A 25,692-nucleotide genomic window follows, 5' to 3' on the forward strand; every position below is an offset into this window, starting at 1 on the left:
CCCTTGCGCCGCGACCCGGCGCGGTAACGCGAAGGAGACCCGTGGCACTCACCACCGACGTCAAGGCAGAGCTCGTCAGCATCCGGAACGCACCGCCGACGGTGCGGGTCGCGGAGGTGACCGCGGTGCTGAGGTTCGCCGGCGGTCTGCACTCCATCGCCAACCGGGTCGCCGTGGAGGCCGAAGTGGACGCCGAGCTGCTGGCTCGTCGCGTCGCCCGGGATCTCGCCGAGCTCTTCGGGGTCCGTCCGGAGATCGCGCAGATCCAGGGTGCCTCGGGCACGGACGGCGCGCGCTACGCCGTCCGCGTCATCGGCGCGGGGGAGACCCTCGCCCGCCAGACCGGTCTGCTCGACCAGCGTCGCCGTCCGGTCCGCGGTCTGCCGAACCGCCTCACCACCGGCTCCCGCGAGGAGCTCGCCGGCCTGTGGCGCGGCGCCTTCCTCGCCGCCGGCGCGCTGAGCGAGCCCGGCCGCTCGGCGGTCCTCGAGGTCGCCTGCCCGTCGTCCGAGGCGGCGATGGCGCTCGTGGGCGCCGCCCATCGGCTCGGCATCGCGGCGAAGGCCCGCGAGGTCCGCGGTCTCCCGCGCGTCGTGGTGCGCGAGGGCGAGGCGATCCGCGCCCTGCTCACCGTCATGGGCGCGGTTCGAACGGCGGCGGCGTGGGAGGAGATGCGTCAGCGCCGGGAGGTCCGCGCGGGCGTGAACCGCCTGGTCAACTTCGACGACGCCAACCTGCGCCGTTCCGCCCAGGCTGCCGTCGCCGCGTGCGCACGGGTCGAGCGCGCGCTGGAGATCCTCGGTGACGACGTTCCCGATCACCTCCGCACGGCGGGCGAGCTGCGACTCGCGCACCGCGACGCCAGCCTCGACGAGCTGGGGCACCACGCCGACCCGCCCATGACGAAGGATGCCGTCGCCGGCCGTATCCGGCGCCTCCTGGCGATGGCGGACAAGCGCGCGCAGGCCGAGGGCATCCCGGGCACCGAGTCCGCGGTGCCCGCCGGCATCGACGTCTGAGCCGGGTGACGCGGATCGCCGTCATCCGGGAAGGTTCCGGTTCCGCGGAACGTTCCCGTCGATAGGATGGATATCGTCCGCCTCGTCCCGCGTTCCGGCGGGGTGGGGAACCGGTGAGCGCCGCGAGCGCGGCGCGGATTGGATGAATTCGATGGCGATCTACACGCTCCCCGACCTCCCGTACGATTTCGCGGCTCTCGAGCCCCACATCAGCGGGAAGATCATGGAGCTGCACCATGACAAGCACCACGCCGCGTACGTGGCCGGCGCCAACACCGCGCTGGAGCAGCTCGCCGAGGCCCGCGAGTCGGGCAACCTCGGTGCGGTGAACAAGCTCGAGAAGGACCTCGCGTTCAACCTCGGCGGTCACGTCAACCACTCCATCTTCTGGACCAACCTCTCGCCGAACGGCGGCGGTCAGCCCGAGGGTGAGCTGAAGGCCGCGATCGAGGAGTTCTTCGGCTCGTTCGAGAAGTTCCAGGCGCACTTCACCGCCGCGGCGACGGGCATCCAGGGTTCCGGCTGGGCGGTGCTGAGCTGGGACCCGATCGGTCAGCAGCTCATCATCCAGCAGCTGTTCGACCAGCAGGCGAACACCGCGCAGGGCACGGTGCCGATCTTCCAGCTCGACATGTGGGAGCACGCCTTCTACCTCGACTACCTCAACGTCAAGGCGGACTACGTCAAGGCCGTGTGGAACATCGCCAACTGGGAGAACGTCGCCCAGCGACTGCAGGTGGCCCGCGAGCAGACGAACGGACTGCTGGTACTGTCGTAAAAGATGGGCGTCCTGATGGGCGAAAAGCCCATCAGGACGCCGTTGTCCGGGTCATTTGCAAGAATCACGCAATCCCTCGAGTAAGAACCAGGAGACTTTCGTGTCTGTCAAGATCGGTATCAACGGCTTCGGCCGGATCGGACGTAATTACCTCCGCGCGGCTCTCGCGCAGGGCGCGGACATCGACATCGTCGCAGTCAACGACCTCACCGACAACAAGACGCTGGCGCATCTGCTGAAGTACGACTCGGTCGGAGGCGTGCTCGACGCCGAGATCAGCTACGACGAGGACAGCATCACCGTCAACGGCAAGGAGATCAAGGCGTTCGCGGAGCGCGACCCCGCGAAGCTGCCCTGGGGCGAGCTGGGCGTCGACATCGTGATCGAGTCGACCGGCTTCTTCACCAAGGCCGAGGACGCGCGCAAGCACATCGAGGCCGGCGCCAAGAAGGTCCTCATCTCCGCGCCGGCGACCGGCGACGACCGCACCATCGTCATGGGCGTCAACGAGGAGACCTACAACCCGGAGACCGACCACATCATCTCCAACGCCTCCTGCACGACGAACTGCCTGGCCCCCCTGGCCAAGGTGTTCAACGACGAGTTCGGCATCGTCCGCGGCTTCATGATGACCGCGCACGCCTACACCGCCGACCAGAACCTGCAGGACGGCCCGCACAAGGACCTGCGCCGTGCGCGCGCGGCGGCGATCAACATCGTCCCCGCGTCGACCGGTGCCGCCAAGGCGATCGGCCTCGTCCTTCCCGAGCTGAACGGCAAGCTCAGCGGCTCCTCCTACCGCGTGCCGGTGCCGACCGGCTCGATCGTCGACCTCACGCTCATCACCGAGCGCGACGACCTGACGGCCGACGAGGTCAACGCGGCCTACAAGAAGGCCGCGGACGAGGGGCGCCTGGCCGGCTACCTCCAGTACAACGAGGACGCCATCGTCTCCAGCGACATCGTCCACAACCCGCACTCGTCGATCTACGACTCGACGCTGACGAACGTCAGCGGCAACCTCGTGAAGGTGTCGAGCTGGTACGACAACGAGTGGGGCTACTCGAACCGTCTCGTCGACCTGACCGAGTACGTGGCCGAGCGGATCTGACCTCACGCCATGACCCTGCGTACCCTCGACTCCCTCCGGGAGACGGTCGGTTCGCTCGACGGCACGCGCGTCATCGTCCGTTGTGACCTCAACGTCCCCCTGCGGGACGGGGTCATCACGGACGATGGCCGCGTGCGTGCGTCGTTGCCGACCCTGAACGCCCTCATCGACGCCGGCGCCCGCGTCATCGTCGTCTCGCACCTGGGACGCCCGGATGGCGCCCCGGATCCGCAGTACAGCCTGGCGCCCGTGGCCACCCGTCTGTCCGAGCTCCTCGGCAGGTCCGTGGCGTTCGCGTCCGACACGGTGGGCGCGTCCGCGCGCGAGACCGTCGACGCGCTCGGCGCCGGCGAGGTCGCCGTGCTCGAGAACCTGCGCTTCAACCCGGGGGAGACCGCGAAGGACGAGGGGGAACGCACGGCCTTCGCCGAGCAGCTCGCCGCCCTCGGCGACGCGCTGGTCTCGGACGGCTTCGGCGTCGTGCACCGCAAGCAGGCGAGCGTCTACGAGCTCGCGAAGATCCTGCCTTCCGCGGCGGGCCTGCTCATCGCGGCCGAGCTCGACGTCCTGGACCGGCTCACCGAGAAGCCCGAGCGTCCGTACACGGTCGTGCTGGGCGGGTCGAAGGTCAGCGACAAGCTCGGGGTGATCTCGCACCTGCTGCCGCGCGTCGACCGGCTCCTGGTTGGGGGCGGCATGCTGTTCACCTTCCTCGCGGCGGAGGGCCATCCGGTCGCGTCGAGCCTCCTGGAGAAGGACCAGCTCGAGACGGTCCGCGGCTACATCGCCGATGCGAAGGAGCGCGGCGTCGAGCTCGTGCTGCCCACGGACGTCGTGGTGGCGGCGTCGTTCGCGGCGGACGCCCCGCACGAGGTCGCCGCGGCCGACGCGATCGAGGACACGGCCTTCGGCGCGTCCGGGATCGGTCTGGACATCGGGCCCGAGACGGCGACCCGTTTCGCGGAGGCGATCCGCGGATCCCGCACGGTGTTCTGGAACGGCCCGATGGGCGTGTTCGAGTTCCCGGCGTTCGCCGCGGGGACCAAGGCCGTCGCGGAGGCGCTGACGGAGGTCGACGGACTCAGCGTGGTCGGCGGCGGCGACTCCGCCGCGGCGGTGCGGCAGCTCGGTTTCGCCGACGACCGGTTCGGGCACATCTCGACCGGCGGCGGCGCCAGCCTCGAGTTCCTCGAGGGCAAGAAACTACCCGGCCTGGAGGTGCTCGGATGGGCGTAACGGCTCGTACCCCGCTGATCGCGGGCAACTGGAAGATGAACCTGGACCACCTGCAGGCGGTGGCGTTCGTGCAGAAGCTGCACTGGACGCTGAAGGACGCCAAGCACGAGGACGGGTCGGTCGATGTGGCCGTGTTCCCGCCGTTCACGGATCTGCGCAGCGTCCAGACCCTGATCGATGCCGACAAGATCCCGTTCGCCCTCGGCGCGCAGGATCTGTCGATGCACGACTCCGGGGCCTACACCGGTGAGGTGTCCGGCGCCTTCCTCGCGAAGCTCGACGCGAAGTACGTGATCATCGGGCACTCCGAACGGCGCGAGTACCACGCCGAGACGGACGAGGTGGTCGCCGCGAAGGTGAAGGCGGCGCTGAAGCACGGGCTCGTCCCGGTGATCTGCGTCGGCGAGACCGCCGAGGACCTGGAGAAGTTCGGGGCCAGCGCGGTTCCCGCCGGGCAGCTGGAGGCGGCGCTCCAGGGCGTTCCCGCATCGGCGGACATCGTCGTGGCGTACGAGCCGGTCTGGGCGATCGGGTCCGGGCAGGCCGCGACGCCGCAGCAGGCGCAGGACGTCTGCGCGGCCCTGCGCGGCGTGCTCGCGAAGGCTCTCGACCCGGACGCGGCGGCACGCACGAGGATCCTCTACGGCGGATCGGTGAAGGCGGCGAACATCGCCAGCTTCATGCGCGAGCCCGACGTGGACGGCGCCCTGGTCGGCGGCGCGAGCCTGGTCGTGGACGAGTTCGCGTCGATCGTCCGATTCCAGAAGCACGTCGGGGTGTGAGCCGAGGGGGCGTCGCCCCTTCGACGTATACTTGACCGTTACGCGGGTCCTCTTCCGCCGAGGGAACTCGGCCTCCTGACAGACGGGACCCGACCGAAAGGCCAATCCGTGGATATTCTCCAGTTCGTCCTGCAGGTGCTGCTGGGCATCACCAGCGTCCTGCTGACGCTCCTCATCCTGCTCCACAAGGGTCGTGGCGGCGGTCTGTCCGACATGTTCGGCGGCGGCATGACCTCGGCCGTGGGCTCGTCGGGGCTGGCGGAGCGCAACCTCAACCGCTTCACGATCGTCCTCGCCCTCGTGTGGTTCGTCGCGATCGTGGCGCTGGGGCTCATCACGAAGTTCGAGGTGATCTGATGGCGTCCGGTGGAAACGCGATCCGGGGGACGCGTGTCGGCTCCGGCCCGATGGGGGAGCAGGACCACGGCTACCACGCCGACCGCATCGCGGTGTCGTACTGGGACGGTCTCGGCAACGAGACGGTGCGCTACTTCGCCGCCGGGCTCCCCGACGAGGAGATCCCCGAGGTGATCGACCACCCGCACAGCGGCCTGCCTGCGGGACGGGACAAGGACAATCCGCCGGCGATCGCCAAGACCGAGCCGTACAAGACGCACCTCGCCTATGTGAAGGAGCGGCGTACCGACGAGGAGGCCGAGCAGCTCCTCGAGGACGCGCTCCAGCAGCTGCGCGAGCGCCGCGGACAGCGCTGACGCACGACGGAGAGGGCCCCCACCGCCGGTGGGGGCCCTCTCCGTGCCCGCGGGCGGTGCGGTCCCGGCGCTGGGGACTCAGGACGGCCGGACAACGGAACGGTCAGCGACAGGCCGCGGCGGCGGCGATCATCTCCTCCGGCGGCGGCCCGTACGCCGAGGTCCCGTTGGCCGGATCGTGGAAGCCCATGCTGATCGCCCACGCCGTGGCCCAGGCCTCGGTGGCATCCGGATCCGTCGTGTCGTACATCGAGAAGCAGCGCACGGTGATCGCATGCCCGACCTCGTGCGCGACGAGGGCCCGGCTGGCGTCGGACGGCCACTGCTCGGCGATGGAGTCCGACAGCTCGATCGTCGCGTAGCCGCCGTCCGCGTACCACCACCAGGTGAGCCCGGACAGCCAGCCGTCCACACCCAGTCCGTTGACGAGGACGGCCCAGTCGAAGTCCATCAGGACGCCGGGTGCGAGGGACCGCGCGAACGCCTCCACCTCGAGGCGCGCTGCGGACAACGGCCCGTCCTTCTCGGCGAGCTCGGCCGCCGCGGAGGCGCGCAGGTCCTGCACCTCGGCCGCGAGCGTGCGGAACGCCGCCGGACCGTCCACCCGCACGACGGCCGGATCGGCGAGGACCCGATCCAGATCGGAGATCGCGTTCCGCAGGGCGATGACGTCCTCATTGCGTGCGGACACGTTCTCCGCCTCCGCCGCGCGGGCGGCGTCCACGGAGACGGCGAGGGCCGCCACCGATCGGTCCTCGAGGTCATCCGCGGTGGTGGAGAGCCTCTTCTCGATCGAACGCAGGTCGCCCGCGTGCTCCTCCGCCGCCGTGGCGGCGTCCTGCAAGGCGTCCGCCGCGCCCCACGCCTCCCACGCCCAGAAGGGCTTGCGAGGCGGAGGAGGAGTCGCGTCGTCGCGAGCGTCGGCCGCCTCGGCGAGTGACGCATCGAGGTCGGTGCCGATCCGCTCCACCTCGATGCGCGCGTCCTCGGGGACGAGTCCGGCGGGGTCGTCCCCGAGGGCGAGGGAGAGGTCGCGGGCGTCCTGCGCGATGCGGACCTGCGCGTCGAGCGACTGCTCGGCAACGCCGGCGCCGCGCGCCGCCGCGGCGAACCCGTCGCGCGCGTCGTCGTATCCGAGCTGCGCCGCCGTGTGGACGCCGATTCCCGCGGAAAGCGCGACGAGCGCGCCGCCGGTCAGCAGCAGGGCGCGCACCCCGCGACGCCGTCGGGTACGCGGGGGAGCGCTGGAGAAGCGCGGCGGCAGCGCGTGGGATCCGGTGGGGCTGGTCATCTCCCGAAGTCTCGCACGCGCGGACCCGGGAAAAGGAGAAGGCCCCGCACCGGCGGGGCCTTTCGCTGAGGGGGCGACGGGAATCGAACCCGCACAACCAGTTTGGAAGACTGGGACTCTACCATTGAGCTACGCCCCCGGGCCCGTCGCCGAGCTCCGGGTCCGTGCGGCCCGGCGAACCGGAACCGACTCGAAAGAGCATACCGGACGTTCGGGTGCAGTCCTGTCCGTTAGACTTCTCGGGGCCGTTCCCGCGTGCGCGGGCACAATCACCCGGGGCGTAGCTCAGCTTGGTAGAGCGCCCGCTTTGGGAGCGGGAGGTCGCAGGTTCAAATCCTGTCGCCCCGACGTCGGTTCGCACGACGTCGCAGCCGCGCCGGAGATGCGCGGGACATTCACAAGGAGAACACACCAGCATGGCGAACAGCACCGTCGAGAAGCTGGCCCCGACCCGGGTCAAGCTCCACATCACGGTCACCCCCGAAGACCTGAAGCCCAGCATCGACCACGCGTACGAGCACATCGCGCAGGACGTGCAGATCCCCGGCTTCCGCAAGGGCAAGGTGCCCGCCCCCATCATCGACCAGCGCATCGGGCGCGGCGCCGTCATCGAGCACGCCGTGAACGAGGGCCTGGACCGCTTCTTCCAGGAGGCCGTGGTCGAGCAGAAGCTCCGCATCGTCGGCCGCCCCTCCGCGGACGTGACCGAGTGGCCGAACGAGAAGGACTTCTCCGGCGACCTCAAGGTCGAGATCGAGGTGGATGTCCGTCCGGAGATCGAGACCCCGTCGCTGGAGGGCATCACCCTCACCGTGGACGCGGTGGAGACCGACGAGGCGGCGCTCGACGCCGAGCTCGACCGTCTCCGCGCCCGGTTCGGCACGCTCGTCCCGGTGGACCGCCCGGTCGCGACCGGCGACTTCGTCGAGCTCGACCTCGTCGCGACGATCGACGGCGCCGAGATCGACCGTGCCGAGGGCGTCTCCTACGAGGTCGGCTCGGGCGAGCTGCTGGAGGGGATCGACGACGCGATCGAGTCGCTGACCGCCGGCGAGGACACGACGTTCCGCTCGACGCTCGTCGGCGGCGACCACGCCGGTGAGGAGGCCGAGGTCTCCGTCACGGTCAAGGCGGTCAAGGAGCGCGAGCTCCCCGAGGCCGACGACGACTTCGCGCAGATCGCCAGCGAGTTCGACACCATCGCGGAGCTCCGCGACAGCCTGCGCGAGAACGTCCAGCAGCAGGGCGTGTTCGCCCAGGCCTCCGCCGCGCGCGACAAGCTCGTGGAGACGCTGCTCGAGAAGATCGAGATCCCTGTGCCGCCGCAGCTCATCGAGGACGAGGTGCACAACCACCTCGAGTCCGAGGGGCGTCTCGAGGACGACGAGCACCGTGCCGAGGTGACCGAGGCCAGCGAGAAGCAGTTCCGCACCCAGGTCCTGCTGGACGCGATCGCCGAGGACGCCAACGTCCAGGTCTCGCAGGAGGAGCTCAGCCAGTACCTCATCCAGTCCGCCGCGCAGTACGGCATGGCCCCGCAGGAGTTCGTCGAGGCGCTGCAGTCCGCGAACCAGCTGCCGGTCCTGGTCGGCGAGGTCGCGCGCAACAAGGCGCTGGCGATCGCCCTGGGCAAGGTCACGGTCGTCGACTCCAACGGCAAGGCCGTCGACATGACCGGCTTCGTCGCGACCGAGGACGACGCCGAGGGCGACGGCGAGGCCGCGGAGGAGAAGCCGGCTGCGAAGAAGGCCCCGGCGAAGAAGGCCGCTGCGAAGGACGACGCGGACAAGCCGGCCGCCAAGAAGGCTCCGGCCAAGAAGGCTCCGGCCAAGAAGGACGCGGACGCGGCCGAGGAGAAGCCCGCCGCGAAGAAGGCCCCGGCCAAGAAGCCGGCGACGCGCAAGGCCGCCAAGGAGGCGGCCGAGAAGGCCGAGTGATCGCGTAGCGACTCCGGAGGGGCGGGTGCTGCGGCATCCGCCCCTTCGTCATCCCGGGAAGGAGCAGTCGTGACGAGGTGGGACGACCGGATCGACGCCGTCTGGGAGGCCGCATCGGGCGGTCTCGTGGACGACGAGGTGATCGCGCGGATCGACGCCCTCGCGGCCGAACGCGGCACCGACGATGCGCGGGCCGAGTTCGAGAGGGCGGGGGCCAGGGACTCGGCGGGCCGCCCCGAGGAGGCGGTGCCGCTGTACCGGCGCGCGCTGGCGTTGGGCCTGGACGCGGAGCACCGACCCCAGGCGGTCATCCAGCTGGCGAGCTCGCTGCGCAACCTCGGCGCGGTCGACGAGGCTCTCGCCCTGCTCACGGAGGAGCAGGAGCGGGAGCCGGACTCGCCCTATCGCGACGCGGTCGCCGCCTTCCGCGCCCTGGCGCTCGCGAGTGCCGGCCGCCCGGCGGAGGGGCTGTCGGTGGCCCTGCTCGCGCTCGTCCCGCACCTGCCGCGCTACCACCGGTCGTTGACCGCCTACGCGCGCGAGGTGGCCCGCGACGACGCCTGATATGCCGACGGCGAACACGGCCGGGCCGTCGCGTTGACGCCGGTAGATTCGAATCACCGAACACGGAAACAGGAGCGGAAATGGCTGAACCCCTGGTCGCGACGAGTGTCTTCGACAGGCTGCTGAAGGATCGCATCATCTGGCTCGGGTCCGAGGTGCGGGACGAGAACGCGAACGAGATCTGCGCGAAGATCCTCCTTCTCGCCGCCGAGGATCCCGAGAAGGACATCTACCTCTACATCAACTCCCCGGGCGGATCGATCACGGCCGGCATGGCGATCTACGACACGATGCAGTTCGTGCCGAACGACATCGTCACCGTCGGGATCGGGATGGCGGCCTCCATGGGCCAGCTGCTGCTGACCAGCGGCACCAAGGGCAAGCGCTACATCACCCCGAACGCTCGCGTGCTCCTCCACCAGCCCCACGGCGGCTTCGGCGGGACGGCGAGCGACATCCAGACGCAGGCGCAGCTCATCCTGTCGATGAAGAAGCGCCTGGCCGAGATCACCGCCGCGCAGACCGGCAAGACCGTCGAGCAGATCGACGCCGACGGCGACCGCGACCGCTGGTTCACGGCGGACGAGGCGCTGGAGTACGGCTTCGTCGACCACATCCGCGAGCACGCCAGCGACGTGCACGGCGGCGGCGGAACCGGCGCGGACAAGTAAGGCGGGAGAGGACCCACATGTACACACCCACGTTCCGCTCCGCCGGAAACCTGCCCTCCAGCCGCTACGTGCTCCCTCAGTTCGAGGAGCGCACGGCGTACGGGTTCAAGCGCCAGGACCCGTACAACAAGCTGTTCGAGGATCGAGTGATCTTCCTCGGCGTGCAGGTGGACGACGCCTCGGCCGACGACGTGATGGCTCAGCTCCTCGTCCTGGAGAGCCAGGACTCCGAGCGCGACATCACGATGTACATCAACTCGCCCGGTGGCTCCTTCACCGCGATGACGGCGATCTACGACACGATGCAGTACGTCGCGCCGCAGATCCAGACCGTGGTGCTGGGCCAGGCGGCGTCGGCGGCATCCGTGCTCCTGGCGGCCGGTGCGCCCGGGAAGCGCCTCGCCCTCCCGAACGCGCGCGTGCTCATGCACCAGCCCGCGATGGGCGAGGCTGGGCACGGTCAGGCGTCGGACATCGAGATCCAGGCGGCGGAGATCCTGCGGATGCGCACCTGGCTGGAGGAGACGATGGCCCGCCACACCGGCAAGAGCCCCGAGCAGGTGAACCGCGACATCGATCGCGACAAGATCCTGTCGGCGGAGGAGGCCAAGGACTACGGCATCGTGGACCAGGTCCTCACGAGCCGGAAGCGCCAGGCGCTGGGCTGACGAGACGACGTCGAAGGGGCGGGGCCGGGAATCCGGTTCCGCCCCTTCGTCGTCCCGCGATTGCGCAGGCGCCGGGAGCTCTCTGCGCATATGAGCAAAGGCGTGCGCGAGTGTGGGAACACGCGTATCCTCGGGAGGGTGACCCCCACCCCGGCCCCGGACGATGAGCTGCTCGCCGTGCGCGTGGCCGAGCTGTACTACGACGAGGACCGCACCCAGGACGAGATCGGCTCGCTGCTCGGCATCTCTCGATGGAAGGTGGGCCGGCTCCTGGCCCAGGCCCGCAGCGACGGCATCGTCCGGATCGAGATCATCCATCCGCGTGCCCGTCGCCTCGGCGTCGAGCGGACGCTGCGCGAGCGGTTCGGCCTCGCGGACGCGGTCGTCGTCCCGGCCGTCGCGGACGAGGCGGACCTGCTCGATCGCGTCGCGCAGGCCGCGGCCGACCACCTCGCGGCCCTTCGGCCGGTACCGCGCACGCTCGGGGTGAGCTGGGGGCGTACGCTCACGGCGGTCTCCGAACATCTTCCCCAGGGCTGGGCGCACGGCGTGACCGTGGTGCAGATGAACGGCGGCGTGAGCGTCAACCGGCGTCCCGGCGGAGCGGCGACGCTGGCGTCGACGATCGCCCAGCGTGCCTCCGGCCGTGTCGCGCTCCTGCCGAGCCCGGCGATCCTCGAGAGGCTCGAGACGAAGCAGGCGATCGAGGCGGACCGCACCGTCGCCGGCGTCCTCGATCTCGCCGCCGCGGCCGACACCTATCTGTTCACGGCAGGGGCGTGCGACCACCGGTCCGCGCACGTCGAGAACGGATACCTCGAACCCGGCGACATCGACGAGCTGGCCCGTCGCGGCGCGGTGGGAGACGTCCTCGGACGCTACATCGACGCCGACGGGAACACCGTCGACCCCGAGCTGGACGCCCGCACCGTCGGCCTGCCGCTGGAACGCTTGCGCGCGGCGGAGACGGCCGTCTTCGTCACGGCCGGAACCGCCAAGCACGACATCGCGCGGACCGTCGTCGCGGCGGGCCTGTGCACCGCGGTGGTCACCGATGAGGAGACCGCCCTGACCCTCCTGGAGGACAAGTGACCACACGCGAACTCACCCGCAGGACAGCCGTGGAGGTGCTGGGCGCAGAGCCCGACGACCTCACGCTGCGCCGCTTCCTGCACGGCCTCCCGGGGGTGGACGCCGTCGGTCTCGAGCAGCGCGCCGCGGGCCTGGCGACGCGGTCGATCAAGACCTCGTCCAAGGCGTGGGCGCTGGATCGGATCATCTCGCTGATCGATCTCACGACCCTCGAAGGCGCGGACACGCCGGGCAAGGTGCGCTCGCTCGTCGCGAAGGCGAGGACCCCCGACGCCGCGGACCCGTCCACTCCGCGGGTCGCGGCGGTGTGCGTCTACGGGGACATGGTCCCGCACGCCGTGGAAGCGCTCGGCGCGATGCACGGGGATCCCGACGACGGTCTCATCTCGGTGGCCGCGGTCGCCACGGCCTTCCCCTCCGGTCGCGCCTCGCTGGACATCAAGCTCGCCGACACGGCGGACGCCGTGGCGGCCGGTGCCGACGAGATCGACATGGTGATCGACCGCGGCGCGTTCCTGGCGGGGCGCTACGGCCAGGTGTTCGACCAGATCGCCCGGGTGAAGGAGGCCTGCCGCCGTGAGGACGGCAGCTACGCCTCTCTCAAGGTGATCCTGGAGACCGGCGAGCTCAACACCTACGACAACATCAAGCGCGCGTCGTGGCTCGGCATCCTTGCGGGCGGGGACTTCATCAAGACCTCGACCGGCAAGGTCCAGCCCGCAGCGACGCTGCCGACGACGCTGCTCATGCTGGAGACGGTGCGCGACTGGCATCGGGCGACGGGGGAGCGGATCGGCGTGAAGCCGGCCGGCGGGATCCGTTCGTCCAAGGATGCGGTCCGGTACCTCGTCACGGTCGCGGAGACGGCCGGGGAGGACTGGCTGCAGCCGCACCTGTTCCGCTTCGGCGCGTCGAGCCTGCTCAACGACGTCCTGCTGCAGCGGCAGAAGCTCACCTCCGGCCACTACTCCGGCCCCGACTACGTCACGATCGACTAGGAGCACGCATGTCATTCCTGGAATACGCTCCGGCGCCGGAGTCTACGGCGATCCTGAACCTGCGTGACAGCTACGGGCTGTTCATCGACGGCGAGTTCGTCGACGGCGCGGGCCCGAGCTTCGTCACCATCTCCCCGTCCGACGAGTCCCGCATCGCGGAGATCGCGTCGGCGGATGAACAGGACGTCGACCGCGCGGTCGCCGCAGCACGACGCGCTTATGAGAAGACCTGGTCGCGCATGAGCGGTCGCGACCGCGGCAAGTACCTGTTCCGCATCGCCCGCCTCGTGCAGGAGCGCGCGCGCGAGCTCGCCGTGGCGGAGAGCCTCGACAACGGCAAGCCGATCAAGGAGAGCCGCGATGTCGACGTGCCGCTCGTCGCGGCCTGGTTCTTCTACTACGCGGGGTGGGCGGACAAGCTGGATCACGCCGGCCTCGGGGCCAATCCGGCGTCGCTCGGCGTCGCCGGACAGGTCATCCCCTGGAACTTCCCGTTGCTGATGCTCGCCTGGAAGCTCGCCCCGGCGCTCGCGGCGGGCAACACGGTCGTGCTCAAGCCGGCCGAGACGACGCCCCTCACCGCCCTGCTCTTCGCCGAGATCCTGCAGCAGGCGGATCTGCCGCCGGGCGTCGTCAACATCGTCACCGGTGCCGGGGCGACCGGCGCCGCCCTTGTCCGGCACCCCGACGTCGACAAGGTCGCGTTCACCGGGTCGACGGCGGTGGGCCGGGACATCGCGAAGGCCGTCGCAGGCACCCCCAAGAAGCTGACGCTGGAGCTGGGCGGCAAGGCCGCGAACATCGTGTTCGACGACGCGCCGATCGACCAGGCCGTGGAGGGCATCGTCAACGGCATCTTCTTCAACCAGGGCCACGTCTGCTGCGCCGGCAGCCGGCTGCTCGTGCAGGAATCGATCCAGGACGAGGTGCTCGACCGTCTGAAGAGCCGGCTCTCGACCCTCCGGCTCGGCGACCCGCTCGACAAGAACACCGACATCGGCGCGATCAACTCCGCCGCCCAGCTGGCCCGCATCCGCGAGCTCAGTGACATCGGCGAGGCCGAGGGCGCCGAGCGATGGACCGCGGACTGCGTGATCCCCGACAAGGGCTTCTGGTTCGCCCCGACCATCTTCACCGGCGTCGAGGCGTCGCACCGCATCGCCCGGGAGGAGGTCTTCGGGCCCGTGCTGTCTGTGCTGACCTTCCGGACTCCGGCCGAGGCGATCGCGAAGGCGAACAACACCCCTTACGGCCTCTCCGCGGGGATCTGGAGCGACAAGGGCTCGCGGATCCTCGCCGTCGCCGACCGCCTGCGCGCCGGGGTCGTGTGGGCGAACACCTTCAACCGCTTCGACCCCTCCAGCCCGTTCGGCGGATACAAGGAGTCCGGATACGGCCGCGAGGGCGGACGACACGGGCTGACGGCCTACCTGAAGGGAGCAGCGGCGTGAGCAAGCGGCTGACGGTACCCAAGACGTACAAGCTGGCCATCGGCGGCGCCTTCCCGCGCAGCGAGTCCGGACGCACCTACGAGGTGCAGTCGGCGAAGGGCGCCTTCCTGGCGAACGCCGCGAAGGCCTCGCGCAAGGACGCGAGGGACGCGGTCGTCGCGGCGAGGGCGGCCGTGAAGGGCTGGTCCGGCGCCACGGCGTACAACCGCGGTCAGGTCCTCTACCGCGTCGCCGAGATCCTCGAGGGCCGGCGCGCGCAGTTCATCGACGAGATCGCCGCCCAGGAGGGGGTCTCCGCCGCGGCGGCCGGCGCGCAGGTGGACGCCGCGATCGACCTGTGGGTCTGGTACGCGGGCTGGTGCGACAAGTACGCCCAGGTCGCGGGCAACGCCAATCCCGTCGCCGGGCCGTACTTCAACATCTCCGTCCCCGAGCCGACCGGAGTGGTCGTCGTCGTGGCCCCGCAGGACTCGGCGCTGCTCGGGCTGGTGTCGGTGCTCGCGCCCGCGCTGGTCACGGGCAACGCCGTCGTGGCGGTGGCGAGCGAGCGCTACCCGCTGTCCGCGATCAGCCTCGCGGAGGTTCTCGCCACGAGCGATGTCCCCGGCGGGGTGGTGAACGTGCTGACCGGGTCGCCGGCCGAGATCGCCCCGTGGCTGGCCTCGCACGCCGACGTCAACGCGCTGGATCTCGCCGGCGCGGGCGAGCTCGACTGGGTCGATCTGCAGATCGCCGCCGCCGAGACGCTGAAGCGCGTGCTGCCGCCGGTGTCCGGCACGGCGGCGGTCGACCCGTCCCTGGAGAGGATCACCGCGTTCGTGGAGACGAAGACCGTCTGGCACACGAAGAGCATGGTCTGAGCCGGGATCCGGACCGAGCCGCGGAGGCGAGGGCCCGCACCGCCGTCTGACGGTGCGGGTCCTCGCCGTGTTCCTGCGCGATCCCGGGTGAGCCGGGCGGCAGCGGAAGACGGGCGGTCGCCGCGCGGATGCGATCCGACGCGATGCGCGCCGCTCCGCGCCGCTGTCGGATGCACCGGTTAGGCTCGAAGGACGATCTCAGGGAGCCTGGAGGAGGCCGCGAATGGCACGAATCGGTGAGAGCGCCGACCTGTTCAAGTGCTCTTTCTGCGGAAAGAGCCAGAAGCAGGTGCAGCAGCTGATCGCCGGCCCCGGCGTCTACATCTGCGACGAATGCGTCGAGCTCTGCAACGAGATCATCGAGGAGCGGATGGCGGAGTCGGCCGGCGGGGCGGTGGCGGACTTCGAACTGCCCAAGCCGCGCGAGATCTTCTCCTTCCTCGAGGAGTACGTCGTCGGTCAGGAGCCGGCGAAGAAGGCGCTGGCCGTGGCCGTCTACAACCACTACAAGCGCGTGCGCGCTCACGGGACGCTGCAGCCCGCCGAGCAGAAGGCGGACGAAGTCGAGATCGCGAAGAGCAACATCCTGCTCATCGGGCCGACCGGGTGCGGCAAGACCTATCTCGCCCAGACGCTCGCGAAGCGTCTGAACGTGCCGTTCGCGGTGGCGGACGCGACCGCGCTCACCGAGGCGGGCTACGTCGGCGAGGACGTGGAGAACATCCTCCTCAAGCTGATCCAGGCCGCCGACTACGACGTCAAGCGCGCGGAGCAGGGCATCATCTACATCGACGAGGTCGACAAGATCGCCCGTAAGGCGGAGAACCCGTCGATCACCCGGGACGTGTCCGGTGAGGGCGTGCAGCAGGCCCTCCTGAAGATCCTCGAGGGCACGGTGGCCTCGGTCCCGCCACAGGGCGGACGCAAGCACCCGCACCAGGAGTTCCTGCAGATCGACACGACGAACGTGCTCTTCATCGTCGCGGGCGCCTTCGCCGGGCTGGAGGACATCATCTCCTCCCGTGTCGGCAAGCACGGGGTCGGTTTCGGCGCTCCGCTGCACGACAAGGGGAAGGACCTGGACCTCTTCAGCGAGGTCCTGCCGGAGGACCTGCACAAGTTCGGTCTGATCCCGGAGTTCATCGGTCGTCTGCCCGTCGTCGCCTCGGTGTCCCCGCTCGACCAGGCCGCCCTCATCGACATCCTCACCGGCCCGCGCAACGCCCTCGTCAAGCAGTACGAACGGATGTTCCAGCTGGACGGCGTGGAGCTGGAGTTCGAGGAGGAGGCGCTGCGCTCCATCGCCGACCTGGCCGTGGAGCGCAAGACCGGCGCGCGCGGACTCCGGGCGATCCTGGAGGACGTGCTCGGCCCGATCATGTTCGAGATCCCGTCGAGCGAAGACGTGTCCAAGGTCGTCGTCACGCGCGCAGCCGTCGACGAGGGCGCTCCGCCCACGCTCGTGCTGAACCGCAAGCGCAAGAGCGCCTGAACCGGCCCCGCGGCGTTTCAGGCGAGGGGGAGGATCAGGTCGGTGCGCAGATCGGCGGGATTCGTCCCCGGATCAGAGACGTACACCTCGATCCAGATCCCGCGCGGGCGACCGCCGTCGGCCGCCGCGCGTTCGGCCAGGGTCATCCAACCCGCGCCGAGATTCTCGTAGGACCCGTGGACGGTGGTCGCCACTGCCGGGCCGGTCGGCAACGCCGACGCGATGATCCGTGCTCCGGACGCGGTGGGGATCGGTTCCGTCGGCGACTCCGCGACCGGGAACCCGAGCTCCAGGTCGAACGTCTCGCGGGGGTCGCCGAAGTACGCCGCGATGGCTGGCCCGGTCGGGACCAGCTCACCCGTGGCGAAGGCCGCGCCGATCTCGGCGTAGCCGGTGTCGAACACGTCGCGCAGGTCGGCGATGCGGAGCCCCTCGTGCCGGATCACCGCCAGCGGGACGTCGTCGAGCGTGAGGGCATCGGCGGGGCCGAAGGGCTGTTCGGGGAACGCGGTCATGGATCCTCCGGGTTCGAGAGTGGGATCGCCTCCGGGGCTCCCATGGCCAGGATAGGCCCTGCACGACGGACGCGGGGCGCCACGGTCAGGCGTCCAGGCCGCGCCGCTTCAGGAGGGGGTCGATCTCCGCGTCCCGCCCACGGAAGTCGCGGTACGCCTCCCGCGGGTCCTTCGAACCTCCGACGCCCAGAAGGCGGCGCCGGAACCGCTCGCCGTTCTCCCGGGTGAGGCCGCCGTTCTCCCGGAACCACTCGACCGTGTCGGCATCGAGGACCTCGCTCCAGATGTAGGAGTAGTACCCCGCGCTGTATCCGCCGGAGAAGACGTGCGCGAAATACGCGGCCGAGTACCGCGGGGGCACCGCGGGATCGTCGAGCCCGATCTCGGCCAGCGCCGCGGCCTCGAACCCGCCGATGTCGTCCAGGCTGTCGCCGGGGCCGATCCGGTGGATCGCCTGATCCAGCCAGGCGGCGGCGAGATACTCGCTCGTGGCGAAGCCCTGACCGAAGGCCTCCGTCGCCCTCAAGGTCTCGACGAGATGCGCGGGAAGGGGCTCGCCCGTCTCGTGGTGGCGCGCGTACCGCGCGACGACCTCCGGCCAGAGGATCCACATCTCGTTGACCTGACTCGGGAACTCCACGAAGTCCCGGAAGACGTTCGTCCCCGAGAAGTGCGGGTACGTCACCCGGGCGAGCAGGCCGTGCAGCGCGTGCCCGAACTCGTGGAACAGGGTCGTGACCTCGTCGAGCGTCAGCAGGGTCGCCTCGCCGTCGCCGGGACGCGCGACGTTGAGGTTGTTCGCCACGACGGGGAGGGTGCCGCGCAGCGCCGACTGGGAGACGATCGGGTTCATCCACGCGCCGCCGCGCTTGCTGTCGCGGGTGTAGAGGTCGAGGACGTACAGCCCGAGCGGCGACCCGTCCTCCTCGAACACCTCGAAGACCCGCGCGTCACGGTGGTAGGCCGGCAGGTCGGGTCGCTCGGCGAACGTGATGCCGTACAGGTCCGTGGCCGCGGCGAAGACACCGTCGTGGAGGACCCGCTCGGCCTCGAACCAGGGCCGCAGGGCCGCCGAGTCGATGTCGTAGCGCTGCGTGCGCAGTCTCTCCGTGTAGAAGGCCCAGTCGTGGGCCTCGATCCGGAAGGGCTCCGGCTCCGTGTCGTCGACGATGCGTTGGAGCGCGGCCTTCTCCGCCGCGGCGTTGCGTGCCGCCGGACGCGCCAGGTCCTTCAGCATGCGCTCGACCGCCTCGGGGGTGCCGGCGGTCTCGTCCGCGGTCACGGTGGCGGCATGCGAGCCGTGGCCGAGCAGCTGCGCGCGCTCGGCGCGGAGGACGGCGATCTCGGCCAGTACCCCGCGGTTGTCGTGGGGCCCGCCTCGCGAGGCCCGGGACCGCGAGGCCGCCATGATCCTCCGCCGGCTCTCGCGATGACGCAGGGCGGACAGGTACGGGTGCCCGGTGAACAGCGGCAGGGTCACGAGGTAGCGTCCGTCGAGACCGCGCTCCGCGGCGGCACGCGCGGCGGCCGAGAGCTCCCCGGCGCTGAGACCGGCGAGCTCGTCGGCGTCCTCGAAGACGACCGCGAGGTCGTTCGTCTCGGCGAGCAGGTTCTTCTCGAAGGCCGTCCCGAGCGCGGACAGCCGCTGGTTCAGCGCCGTCAGTCTCGCCTTCGACTCGGCGTCCAGTCCGGCCCCCGACAGCAGCATCTCGCGGTGCCGGCGATGCGTCAGGTAGCGCTGTTCCGCGGTGAGATCGGACCGCTGCCCGAGCTGGTCGTTCACCGCCGTGACGCGGGCGAAGAGGGCGGGATCGAGGCTGATGGCGTCCTGGTGCGCGGACATGAGGGGCGCCAGCTCCTCGTCGATCGCCTGGATGTCCTCGGTGGCGTCCGCCGAACTGACCGTGTAGAACGCATGGGCGACGCGATCCAGCAGCTCTCCGCTGTGCTCGAGGGCCTCGATCGTGTTCTCGAACGTCGGCGCCGCCGGGTCGTCCGCGATGGCGCGGACCTCGGCACGCTGCTGCGCGAACCCCGCGTGGAAGGCGGGAAGGTAGTGCTCGGGGCGGATGACGGAGTAGTCGGGGAGCGCGTAGGGCAGCGGCGAGGGCGCAAGCAACGGGTTCGCGTCGGCGGTCATCCTCCGAGCCTAGGGGCGGGCTCGCGGACAGCGGTCGCGTCACGCCGTGAGCGTCGCCATCACCCGCTCCAAGGCCTCGGCGACGAGGCGCACCGACCGGCGCCGCAGGTTCTCCGGCCGTGCGAGGAGGTCGATCATGCGGTTGGTGCTCACCCCCGTGAGCGGACGACGCACGACGCCCGTGGCGTCGGCCACCACCGAGGTGTAGCGCGGCAGCATCCCGACGACATCCCCGGCGGCGATGACGGAGGCCGCGACCCCGTAGTCGTTGATCCGATGCACCACGTCGACCGGGCGGTTCGTGACCGCGGCGATCGCGCGCAGCACGTCGTCGGGGGAGTACCCGGCGCGGCTGGTGACCCACCGCTCGCCGACGACCTCCTCGGGTGCGAGCCGCGTCCGCGCGGCGAGCGCGTGCGTCGGCGAGAGCGCGACGTCGAGCGGCTCCGCGGCGAGAGGCACCACGCGGATGCCGCTGCGGGGCCAGGGCGGACTGTGCTCCATGCGATGGGCGAGCACGAGGTCGTACCGCGCAGTGAGCCCGGGGAACTCGCTCTGTGCGACGTCTTCGTCCGTGAACCGCACCGTCGGCGCGTCGCCGCCGCCCAGCTCGCGGATGAGCGGGCCGAACAGCGCCTGCGCGGCACTGAGGAATCCGCTCACGGTCACGATCCCGGCGGGCGAGGCCTCGAACCGGTCCACCGCGTTGCGCGCCGCCGCCATGGCATCGAGCGCCGTGGCTCCGGCCTCGGCGAGAACCTCGCCCGCCGCGGTGAGCACGAGCGTGCGCCCCTGCCGCCGGGTGAGCGGGGTCGCCACGCCGCGCTGGAGCGCGGCGAGCTGCTGCGAGACGGCGGAGGGGGACACGTGCAGCGCCTCGGCGACAGCGGTCACGCTCCCGAGCGCTCCGAGCTCCCGGAGGATCTGGAGCTGGTGCAGGTGCATCGGTCCATCCAAGCACGGATTCCGCATCGGATGAAGCATGACTGAATCGTCGATCCAGGAACTGGTCATTGATCTTCAACGAGCGTCGGGGTGTGATCGGAGCATGAAGGCTCTGTACAAGGACGGCCCGCACGAGGGCCTGGCGCTCGTGGATCGCCCGGATCCGGTGGCGGGACCGGACGAGGTGGTCATCCGCGTGCTGCGGACCGGCATCTGCGGCACCGATCTGCACATCCGCCGGTGGGACGACTGGGCGGCTTCCGAGATCCGTGCCCCGCTCATCCCCGGGCACGAGTTCTACGGAGAGGTCGTGGAGGTCGGAGCCCTCGCCCACGACATCCAGGTCGGCGACCGGGTATCCGGGGAGGGGCACATCGTGTGCGGGATGTGCCGCAACTGCCGGGCGGGCCGACGCCAGATGTGCATCCGCACGATCGGACTCGGCCTGCACCGCGACGGCGCGTTCGCCGAGTACCTTGCCCTGCCCGCGGCGAACGTCTGGGTGCACAACCCCGACGTTCAACCGGAGCTCGGCGCGATCTTCGACCCGCTCGGCAACGCCGTGCACACCGCGCTCGCGTTCCCCGTCATCGGGGAGGACGTCCTGGTCACCGGCTGCGGCCCGATCGGGCTCATGGCGATCGCCGTCGCCCGCCACGCCGGGGCGCGATTCATCACCGCCACGGACATCAGCGCCCCGCGGCTGGAGCTGGCACGGGCGATGGGCGCCGACGAGGTCGTGGACGTGTCGCGCTCCGACGTGCGCGACGCCCAGAAGGCCCTCGGAATGAAGGAGGGCTTCGACGTGGGCTTCGAGATGAGCGGGGCGCCTGCGGCGTTGCCGACCATGATCGAGAACATGAACCACGGCGGTCGCATCGCGATGCTGGGGCTGCCCAGCGCGCCCTTCGGCGTGGACTGGGGCAAGATCGTGACGCACATGCTGACGATCAAGGGCATCTACGGGCGCGAGATGTTCGAGACCTGGAACGCCATGGGGGCGATGCTCCATACGAGCCCGGCGCTGCGCGACGCCATCGGCCGGATCATCGCCGATGTCATCCCGGCCTCGGACTGGGAGCGTGGATTCGACGCCGCCGCATCGGCAGGGACCGGGAAGATCATCCTCGACTGGACGCGGCTCTGAGCCGCACGACAAGGAGAAACCACATGTACGGGGCATTCCAGGCGCACGTCGCCGCGGAGCTGGACGGGATCGAGCAGGCCGGGCTGACGAAGCACGAGCGCGGCATCCGCGGCCCGCAGAGCGCCGAGATCATCGCGGATGGCGCGGAGGTGCTGAACTTCTGCGCGAACAACTACCTGGGCCTGGCCGACGACGAGCGGATCCGTGAGGCCGCCAAGTCGGCTCTGGACGACTGGGGCTACGGCCTGGCCAGCGTGCGCTTCATCTGCGGCACGCAGGAGCAGCATCTCGAGCTCGAACGGCGCCTGGCCGCGTTCCTCGGAACCGACGACGCGATCCTCTTCTCTTCGTGCTTCGATGCGAACGGCGGTGTCTTCGAGACGCTGTTCTCGGCCGAGGACGCGATCATCTCGGACGAGCTCAACCACGCCTCGATCATCGACGGCATCCGGCTCTCCAAGGCGCGGAGGCTGCGATACCGCAACCGTGACATGGCGGATCTGGAGGAGCAGCTCCGGGCCTCTCAGGACGCGCGGTTCCGCGTGATCGTGACCGACGGGGTGTTCTCCATGGACGGGTACATCGCTCCGCTGGCGGAGATCTGCGACCTCGCGGAGCGGTACGACGCGCTGGTCTTCGTGGACGACTCGCACGCGGTGGGGTTCGTCGGCGAGCACGGGCGGGGAACGCCCGAGCTGTGCGGCGTCGAGGGCCGGGTCGACATCTACACGGGGACGTTCGGCAAGGCGCTGGGCGGGGCCTCGGGCGGGTACGTCGCCGCCCACGAGGACATCGTCGCGCTGCTGCGTCAGCGTGCGCGCCCGTACCTGTTCTCCAACACGCTGGCCCCTTCGATCGTGGCGGGCACGCTCACGGCGCTCGATCTCGTCGAGGGGTCTGGCGCTCTTCGCGCACGGCTGCGCGACAACGCGGCACTGTTCCGCGCGCGTATGACCGAGGAGGGGTTCGACCTCCTTCCCGGCGAGCACCCGATCGTGCCGGTCATGTTCGGCGATGCCGCGCTCACGGCGCGGATCGCGGCGGAGATGCAGCGGCAGGGCGTCTACGTGACCGCCTTCAGCTTCCCGGTGGTCCCGCGTGAGAAGGCGCGGATCCGGGTGCAGCTGTCCGCCGCGCACACGCCGGAGCAGGTCGAGCGCTGCGTCGCGGCCTTCGTCGCCGCGCGGGCCGCGGTGGCCTGACCCGGGTCGGCGTCGCGCCGGGCGATCCGTTCCGTCGAGACCCCCTCGCACCGCCGAGACCCCCTCTGAAAGACGTATCTCAGAGGGGGTCTCGGTGCGGAGAGGGGGTCTCGGCGGAGGAGAGCCGACCGGGTCAGTCCTCGAACGGACGGACGACGACCTCGCCGGTCGCGGTGCGCTGGACCTCCCAGCCCGTGTCGAGCTCGGCGATCGGCCGTCCCTCGAGCCAGGTGAGCGTCCACGTGCCCCGCAGGACGTTGAGGGGGCCGGTCGCGAGGCTCAGCGTGCCGTCGGCGACGCTGCGCGCCTCGGCCTCCGCGATCGCGGGGCGCAGCGCCGCCGGAACGGACGCCGGCGGCTCGGATCCCGCGGCCCATCGCGTCCCCAGCTGCATCATGACGACGCCTCCACGGGGGCCAGCTCGATGTCGGTGACCCTCAGTTCCTCGCCCTCTGCGAGATCGAGCCGGGCGATGCGCCCGACGGCGCGGAGGTCGTCGGCGGCGGCGCGCAGCGCCTCCAGGCGATCCGCCGGCGCCGAGACGGTCGCGTGCGACACCGGCGTCTTCTGCGAGGCCTTCGCCTCGGTCTTGGCCCGTCGGATGCCGATCAGCGCCTCACTCGCGGTCGCCAGCACCGCAGGGTCGCCGTCCGTGCCCAGCGGCGCCGGCCACGCGGCGGTGTGGATCGAGCCCTCCTCGAACCAGGACCACGCCTCCTCGGTCGCGAACGACACGATCGGGGCGAGCAGGCGCAGCAGCGTGGACAGCGCCAGCCGGAGCGCGAGCGCCGCGGAGGCCTGGCCGACGTCCGTCCGGTCGTACGCGCGCTCCTTCACGAGCTCCAGATAGTCGTCGCAGAAGGTCCAGAAGAACGCCTCGGTGATCTCCAGCGCGCGCGCCTGGTCGTAGTTCTCGTAGGCGGCGGTCGCCTCGACCACGACGCGGTCGAGGGCGGCGAGCATCGACGCGTCCAAGGCATGCGTGACCTGCGCGCCCTCGGGCACGGGGAACGAGAGGACGAACTTCGCGGCGTTGAGGATCTTGATCGCCAGGCGGCGGCCGATCTTCACCTGCGTCGGGTTCTGCGGGTCGAAGGCCGCATCCATGCCGAGCCGGCTCGACGCTGACCAGTAGCGCACCGCGTCGGATCCGTGGGCGTCGAGGATGTCGGCCGGGGTGACCACGTTGCCCTTCGACTTGGACATCTTCTTGCGGTCGGGGTCCACGATGAACCCGGAGATCGCTGCGTTGCGCCACGGCGAGCGGCCGTCCTCCAGGGTGGATCTGAGCATCGTCGAGAAGAGCCAGGTGCGGATGATGTCCTGCCCCTGCGGTCGCAGGTCGAACGGCGCGACCAGATCCCACAGCTCCTGATCGCGCTGCCAGCCTCCCGCGAGCTGCGGGGTGAGGGAGGAGGTCGCCCAGGTGTCCAGGATGTCCTTCTCCGCGTCGAACCCGCCCGGCACTCCGCGCTGGTCCTCGCGGTACCCGGGCGGGACGTCGGTGGTGGGGTCGACGGGCAGGGAGGCGAGGTCCGGGGTCAGGACGCGGTCGTAGTCGCGCTCGCCGTTCTCGTCCAGCGCGTACCAGATCGGGATCGGGACGCCGAAGAACCGCTGGCGCGACACCAGCCAGTCGCCCGTGAGGCCGCCGGTCCAGTTCTCGTAGCGCACGCGCATGAAGTCCGGGTGCCAGGTCAGCTCCTTGCCGTGGGCGAGGAGCTGGTCGCGAAGCGTCTCGTCCCGCGCGCCGTTGCGGATGTACCACTGCCGCGTCGACACGATCTCCAGCGGTCGGTCGCCCTTCTCGAAGAACTTCACCGCGTGCTGGAAGGGCTTGCCGACGGCCGTCATGGCGCCGGTCTCCTGCAGTTTCTCCACGAGCGCCTTGCGCGCGCTGAACACGGTCTTGCCCGCCATGTTCTCGGCGTACCAGGCGCGGGCGTCGTCGTCGGCGACGGCGACGGGCGCCTCGGCGAGGAACCGGCCGTCCAGTCCGATCGTGGTCATGTTCGGCAGGGACTCGTCCGCGGCCGTGCGCAGCTCCCGCCACCACACGATGTCGGTCACGTCGCCGAAGGTGCAGACCATCGCCGCGCCCGTCCCCTTGTCGGGCTGCGCGAGGTGGTGCCCGTGGATCTCGATCTCGGCGCCGAAGAACGGCGTCCGCACTCGGGTGCCGATGAGGTGCTTGTGGGGTCCCTCGGGGTGCGTCACGATCGCGATGCACGCGGGGAGCAGCTCCGGGCGCGTCGTGTCGATCGCGATCGACCCGGATCCGTCCGCGAAGGGGAACTCGATCGTGTGGTAGGCGGCGGGCTGCTCGCGATCCTCGAGCTCGGCCTGCGCGATCGCGGACCGGAAGTCGATGTCCCACAGCGTCGGCGCGAGCGACTGGTAGGCCTCGCCGCGCTCCAGGTTGCGCAGGAACGCGAGCTGGCTCTGCCGGATCGTGTCGTCGGAGATCGTGCGGTAGGTCTGCGTCCAGTCCACGCTCAGCCCGAGCTGGCGGAACAGCGCCTCGAACTGCTTCTCGTCCTCGACCGTGAGCCGCTCGCACAGCTCGATGAAGTTGCGTCGGCTGATGGGGAGCTGATCGGCGGCGCGGCTGGACTTGTTGTCGCCGCCCTCGAACGGGGGAGTGAAGTCGGGGTCGTACGGCAGGGACGGGTCGCAGCGCACGCCGTAGTAGTTCTGCACGCGGCGCTCGGTGGGAAGCCCGTTGTCGTCCCAGCCCATGGGGTAGAACACGGTCTTGCCGCGCATGCGCTCGAAGCGTGCCTTGATGTCGGTGTGCGTGTACGAGAACACGTGGCCGATGTGCAGGCTCCCCGATGCCGTCGGGGGAGGGGTGTCGATCGAGTACACGCCGTCGCGACCGGCCTCGGCGGCGCGGAGGCGGTCGAACAGGTACGTCCCCTGGTCCGACCAGGTCTGGCCCCACTTCGCTTCGAGTCCTTCGAGGGCGGGCTTGTCGGGGATCGGGCTGGTCGCGGACATCAAGGTCTCCTCGAGCGATGTATGCGGCACCGTGTGAGCGTGCCTGAGTGTGGATTGCGCCCAGTCTAGCCGCGGGCCGG

General features: G+C 70.4%; 24 protein-coding genes and 2 tRNA genes. 19 read left to right on the plus strand and 7 right to left on the minus strand.

What is annotated here, in order from left to right:
• The first annotated feature begins 41 nt into the window (after positions 1–41).
• The 7 genes from whiA to K8F61_RS02800 all read left to right on the plus strand — a co-directional run bounded on the left by whiA (position 42) and on the right by K8F61_RS02800 (position 5,639).
• Positions 42–1,019, plus strand: coding sequence for a DNA-binding protein WhiA (gene whiA, locus K8F61_RS02770; protein WP_067244740.1), 978 nt, complete (start codon positions 42–44; stop codon positions 1,017–1,019).
• 151 nt (positions 1,020–1,170) lie between these two features.
• A complete protein-coding gene (locus K8F61_RS02775; protein ID WP_067244742.1) occupies positions 1,171–1,797 on the plus strand; it encodes a superoxide dismutase in 627 nt (208 codons plus the stop codon).
• Positions 1,798–1,897: 100 nt separating this feature from the next.
• Complete coding sequence (gene gap, locus K8F61_RS02780; protein ID WP_067244744.1) at positions 1,898–2,908, plus strand: type I glyceraldehyde-3-phosphate dehydrogenase; 1,011 nt, start codon at positions 1,898–1,900, stop codon at positions 2,906–2,908.
• Positions 2,909–2,917: 9 nt separating this feature from the next.
• A complete protein-coding gene (locus K8F61_RS02785; RefSeq protein WP_231820609.1) occupies positions 2,918–4,144 on the plus strand; it encodes a phosphoglycerate kinase in 1,227 nt (408 codons plus the stop codon).
• On the plus strand, positions 4,135–4,926 hold the full coding sequence (tpiA, locus tag K8F61_RS02790; protein WP_231820610.1) for a triose-phosphate isomerase: 792 nt from the start codon (positions 4,135–4,137) through the stop codon (positions 4,924–4,926). The genes K8F61_RS02785 and tpiA overlap by 10 nt, the downstream gene beginning before the upstream one ends.
• A gap of 108 nt (positions 4,927–5,034) precedes the next feature.
• A complete protein-coding gene (gene secG / locus K8F61_RS02795) occupies positions 5,035–5,283 on the plus strand; it encodes a preprotein translocase subunit SecG (RefSeq protein ID WP_067244751.1) in 249 nt (82 codons plus the stop codon).
• Positions 5,283–5,639, plus strand: coding sequence for an RNA polymerase-binding protein RbpA (locus K8F61_RS02800; RefSeq protein ID WP_067244753.1), 357 nt, complete (start codon positions 5,283–5,285; stop codon positions 5,637–5,639). The genes secG and K8F61_RS02800 overlap by 1 nt, the downstream gene beginning before the upstream one ends.
• Before the next feature lie 103 nt (positions 5,640–5,742).
• Here K8F61_RS02800 and K8F61_RS02805 read toward each other — a convergent pair whose 3' ends face one another.
• Positions 5,743–6,930 carry a hypothetical protein gene (locus K8F61_RS02805; RefSeq protein WP_231820611.1) on the minus strand — a complete coding sequence of 396 codons (1,188 nt, stop codon included), beginning with the start codon at positions 6,928–6,930 and terminating at the stop codon, positions 5,743–5,745.
• A gap of 68 nt (positions 6,931–6,998) precedes the next feature.
• Positions 6,999–7,069 (minus strand) — tRNA-Gly (locus K8F61_RS02810).
• 135 nt (positions 7,070–7,204) lie between these two features.
• Between K8F61_RS02810 and K8F61_RS02815 the strand changes: the two genes are divergently transcribed.
• The 10 genes from K8F61_RS02815 (at position 7,205) to clpX (ending at position 16,663) form a co-directional block, all read left to right on the plus strand.
• Positions 7,205–7,278, plus strand: a tRNA-Pro gene (locus K8F61_RS02815).
• Positions 7,279–7,346: 68 nt separating this feature from the next.
• Positions 7,347–8,867 (plus strand): trigger factor, encoded by a 1,521-nt coding sequence (tig, locus tag K8F61_RS02820; RefSeq protein ID WP_219084573.1) that lies wholly within the window; start codon positions 7,347–7,349, stop codon positions 8,865–8,867.
• A 69-nt stretch (positions 8,868–8,936) separates the two neighbouring features.
• Complete coding sequence (locus tag K8F61_RS02825; protein ID WP_219084574.1) at positions 8,937–9,431, plus strand: tetratricopeptide repeat protein; 495 nt, start codon at positions 8,937–8,939, stop codon at positions 9,429–9,431.
• 80 nt (positions 9,432–9,511) lie between these two features.
• Positions 9,512–10,102 carry an ATP-dependent Clp protease proteolytic subunit gene (locus tag K8F61_RS02830; protein ID WP_067244762.1) on the plus strand — a complete coding sequence of 197 codons (591 nt, stop codon included), beginning with the start codon at positions 9,512–9,514 and terminating at the stop codon, positions 10,100–10,102.
• Positions 10,103–10,119: 17 nt separating this feature from the next.
• Positions 10,120–10,770, plus strand: a complete 651-nt coding sequence (locus K8F61_RS02835) for an ATP-dependent Clp protease proteolytic subunit (protein WP_231820612.1) — start codon at positions 10,120–10,122, stop codon at positions 10,768–10,770.
• 138 nt (positions 10,771–10,908) lie between these two features.
• Positions 10,909–11,862 (plus strand): sugar-binding transcriptional regulator, encoded by a 954-nt coding sequence (locus tag K8F61_RS02840; RefSeq protein WP_231820613.1) that lies wholly within the window; start codon positions 10,909–10,911, stop codon positions 11,860–11,862.
• A 29-nt stretch (positions 11,863–11,891) separates the two neighbouring features.
• On the plus strand, positions 11,892–12,860 hold the full coding sequence (deoC, locus tag K8F61_RS02845; RefSeq protein WP_067244769.1) for a deoxyribose-phosphate aldolase: 969 nt from the start codon (positions 11,892–11,894) through the stop codon (positions 12,858–12,860).
• 8 nt (positions 12,861–12,868) lie between these two features.
• Positions 12,869–14,311, plus strand: a complete 1,443-nt coding sequence (locus K8F61_RS02850; protein ID WP_231820614.1) for an aldehyde dehydrogenase family protein — start codon at positions 12,869–12,871, stop codon at positions 14,309–14,311.
• A complete protein-coding gene (locus tag K8F61_RS02855; RefSeq protein ID WP_219084576.1) occupies positions 14,308–15,171 on the plus strand; it encodes an aldehyde dehydrogenase family protein in 864 nt (287 codons plus the stop codon). The genes K8F61_RS02850 and K8F61_RS02855 overlap by 4 nt, the downstream gene beginning before the upstream one ends.
• 223 nt (positions 15,172–15,394) lie before the next feature.
• The gene (gene clpX, locus K8F61_RS02860; RefSeq protein ID WP_067244775.1) at positions 15,395–16,663 is read left to right on the plus strand and encodes an ATP-dependent Clp protease ATP-binding subunit ClpX; all 1,269 of its coding nucleotides are present in this window, start codon (positions 15,395–15,397) and stop codon (positions 16,661–16,663) included.
• Positions 16,664–16,680: 17 nt separating this feature from the next.
• Here clpX and K8F61_RS02865 read toward each other — a convergent pair whose 3' ends face one another.
• The 3 genes from K8F61_RS02865 to K8F61_RS02875 form a co-directional block, all read right to left on the minus strand.
• Complete coding sequence (locus tag K8F61_RS02865; protein WP_231820615.1) at positions 16,681–17,178, minus strand: GyrI-like domain-containing protein; 498 nt, start codon at positions 17,176–17,178, stop codon at positions 16,681–16,683.
• 85 nt (positions 17,179–17,263) lie between these two features.
• Positions 17,264–19,318, minus strand: coding sequence for a M3 family metallopeptidase (locus K8F61_RS02870; protein ID WP_231820616.1), 2,055 nt, complete (start codon positions 19,316–19,318; stop codon positions 17,264–17,266).
• Positions 19,319–19,357: 39 nt separating this feature from the next.
• Positions 19,358–20,263 (minus strand): LysR family transcriptional regulator, encoded by a 906-nt coding sequence (locus tag K8F61_RS02875; RefSeq protein ID WP_231820617.1) that lies wholly within the window; start codon positions 20,261–20,263, stop codon positions 19,358–19,360.
• Positions 20,264–20,366: 103 nt separating this feature from the next.
• Here K8F61_RS02875 and tdh point away from each other — a divergent pair, with 103 nt between their 5' ends.
• On the plus strand, positions 20,367–21,410 hold the full coding sequence (gene tdh / locus K8F61_RS02880; protein WP_231820618.1) for an L-threonine 3-dehydrogenase: 1,044 nt from the start codon (positions 20,367–20,369) through the stop codon (positions 21,408–21,410).
• 23 nt (positions 21,411–21,433) lie between these two features.
• A complete protein-coding gene (locus tag K8F61_RS02885; protein ID WP_219084581.1) occupies positions 21,434–22,612 on the plus strand; it encodes a glycine C-acetyltransferase in 1,179 nt (392 codons plus the stop codon).
• A gap of 133 nt (positions 22,613–22,745) precedes the next feature.
• Here K8F61_RS02885 and K8F61_RS02890 read toward each other — a convergent pair whose 3' ends face one another.
• Positions 22,746–23,009, minus strand: coding sequence for a hypothetical protein (locus tag K8F61_RS02890; RefSeq protein WP_271062558.1), 264 nt, complete (start codon positions 23,007–23,009; stop codon positions 22,746–22,748).
• Complete coding sequence (gene valS, locus K8F61_RS02895; RefSeq protein ID WP_231820619.1) at positions 23,006–25,612, minus strand: valine--tRNA ligase; 2,607 nt, start codon at positions 25,610–25,612, stop codon at positions 23,006–23,008. The genes K8F61_RS02890 and valS overlap by 4 nt, the downstream gene beginning before the upstream one ends.
• Positions 25,613–25,692: the final 80 nt, after the last annotated feature.

Origin of the sequence: Microbacterium resistens (assembly GCF_021172025.1) — a bacterium.
Lineage (GTDB): Bacteria > Actinomycetota > Actinomycetes > Actinomycetales > Microbacteriaceae > Microbacterium > Microbacterium resistens.

What these genes read in the sequence shown, in the direction of transcription:
- K8F61_RS02775 (WP_067244742.1), top strand. Translation starts at nt 1,171, where the DNA reads ATGGCGATCTACACGCTCCCCGACCTCCCGTACGATTTCGCGGCTCTC.
- K8F61_RS02785 (WP_231820609.1), top strand. Translation starts at nt 2,918, where the DNA reads ATGACCCTGCGTACCCTCGACTCCCTCCGGGAGACGGTCGGTTCGCTC.
- tpiA (WP_231820610.1), top strand. Translation starts at nt 4,135, where the DNA reads ATGGGCGTAACGGCTCGTACCCCGCTGATCGCGGGCAACTGGAAGATG.
- K8F61_RS02800 (WP_067244753.1), top strand. Translation starts at nt 5,283, where the DNA reads ATGGCGTCCGGTGGAAACGCGATCCGGGGGACGCGTGTCGGCTCCGGC.
- K8F61_RS02805 (WP_231820611.1), bottom strand. Translation starts at nt 6,930, where the DNA reads ATGACCAGCCCCACCGGATCCCACGCGCTGCCGCCGCGCTTCTCCAGC.
- tig (WP_219084573.1), top strand. Translation starts at nt 7,347, where the DNA reads ATGGCGAACAGCACCGTCGAGAAGCTGGCCCCGACCCGGGTCAAGCTC.
- K8F61_RS02830 (WP_067244762.1), top strand. Translation starts at nt 9,512, where the DNA reads ATGGCTGAACCCCTGGTCGCGACGAGTGTCTTCGACAGGCTGCTGAAG.
- K8F61_RS02835 (WP_231820612.1), top strand. Translation starts at nt 10,120, where the DNA reads ATGTACACACCCACGTTCCGCTCCGCCGGAAACCTGCCCTCCAGCCGC.
- K8F61_RS02850 (WP_231820614.1), top strand. Translation starts at nt 12,869, where the DNA reads ATGTCATTCCTGGAATACGCTCCGGCGCCGGAGTCTACGGCGATCCTG.
- clpX (WP_067244775.1), top strand. Translation starts at nt 15,395, where the DNA reads ATGGCACGAATCGGTGAGAGCGCCGACCTGTTCAAGTGCTCTTTCTGC.
- K8F61_RS02865 (WP_231820615.1), bottom strand. Translation starts at nt 17,178, where the DNA reads ATGACCGCGTTCCCCGAACAGCCCTTCGGCCCCGCCGATGCCCTCACG.
- K8F61_RS02870 (WP_231820616.1), bottom strand. Translation starts at nt 19,318, where the DNA reads ATGACCGCCGACGCGAACCCGTTGCTTGCGCCCTCGCCGCTGCCCTAC.
- K8F61_RS02875 (WP_231820617.1), bottom strand. Translation starts at nt 20,263, where the DNA reads ATGCACCTGCACCAGCTCCAGATCCTCCGGGAGCTCGGAGCGCTCGGG.
- tdh (WP_231820618.1), top strand. Translation starts at nt 20,367, where the DNA reads ATGAAGGCTCTGTACAAGGACGGCCCGCACGAGGGCCTGGCGCTCGTG.
- K8F61_RS02885 (WP_219084581.1), top strand. Translation starts at nt 21,434, where the DNA reads ATGTACGGGGCATTCCAGGCGCACGTCGCCGCGGAGCTGGACGGGATC.
- K8F61_RS02890 (WP_271062558.1), bottom strand. Translation starts at nt 23,009, where the DNA reads ATGATGCAGCTGGGGACGCGATGGGCCGCGGGATCCGAGCCGCCGGCG.
- valS (WP_231820619.1), bottom strand. Translation starts at nt 25,612, where the DNA reads ATGTCCGCGACCAGCCCGATCCCCGACAAGCCCGCCCTCGAAGGACTC.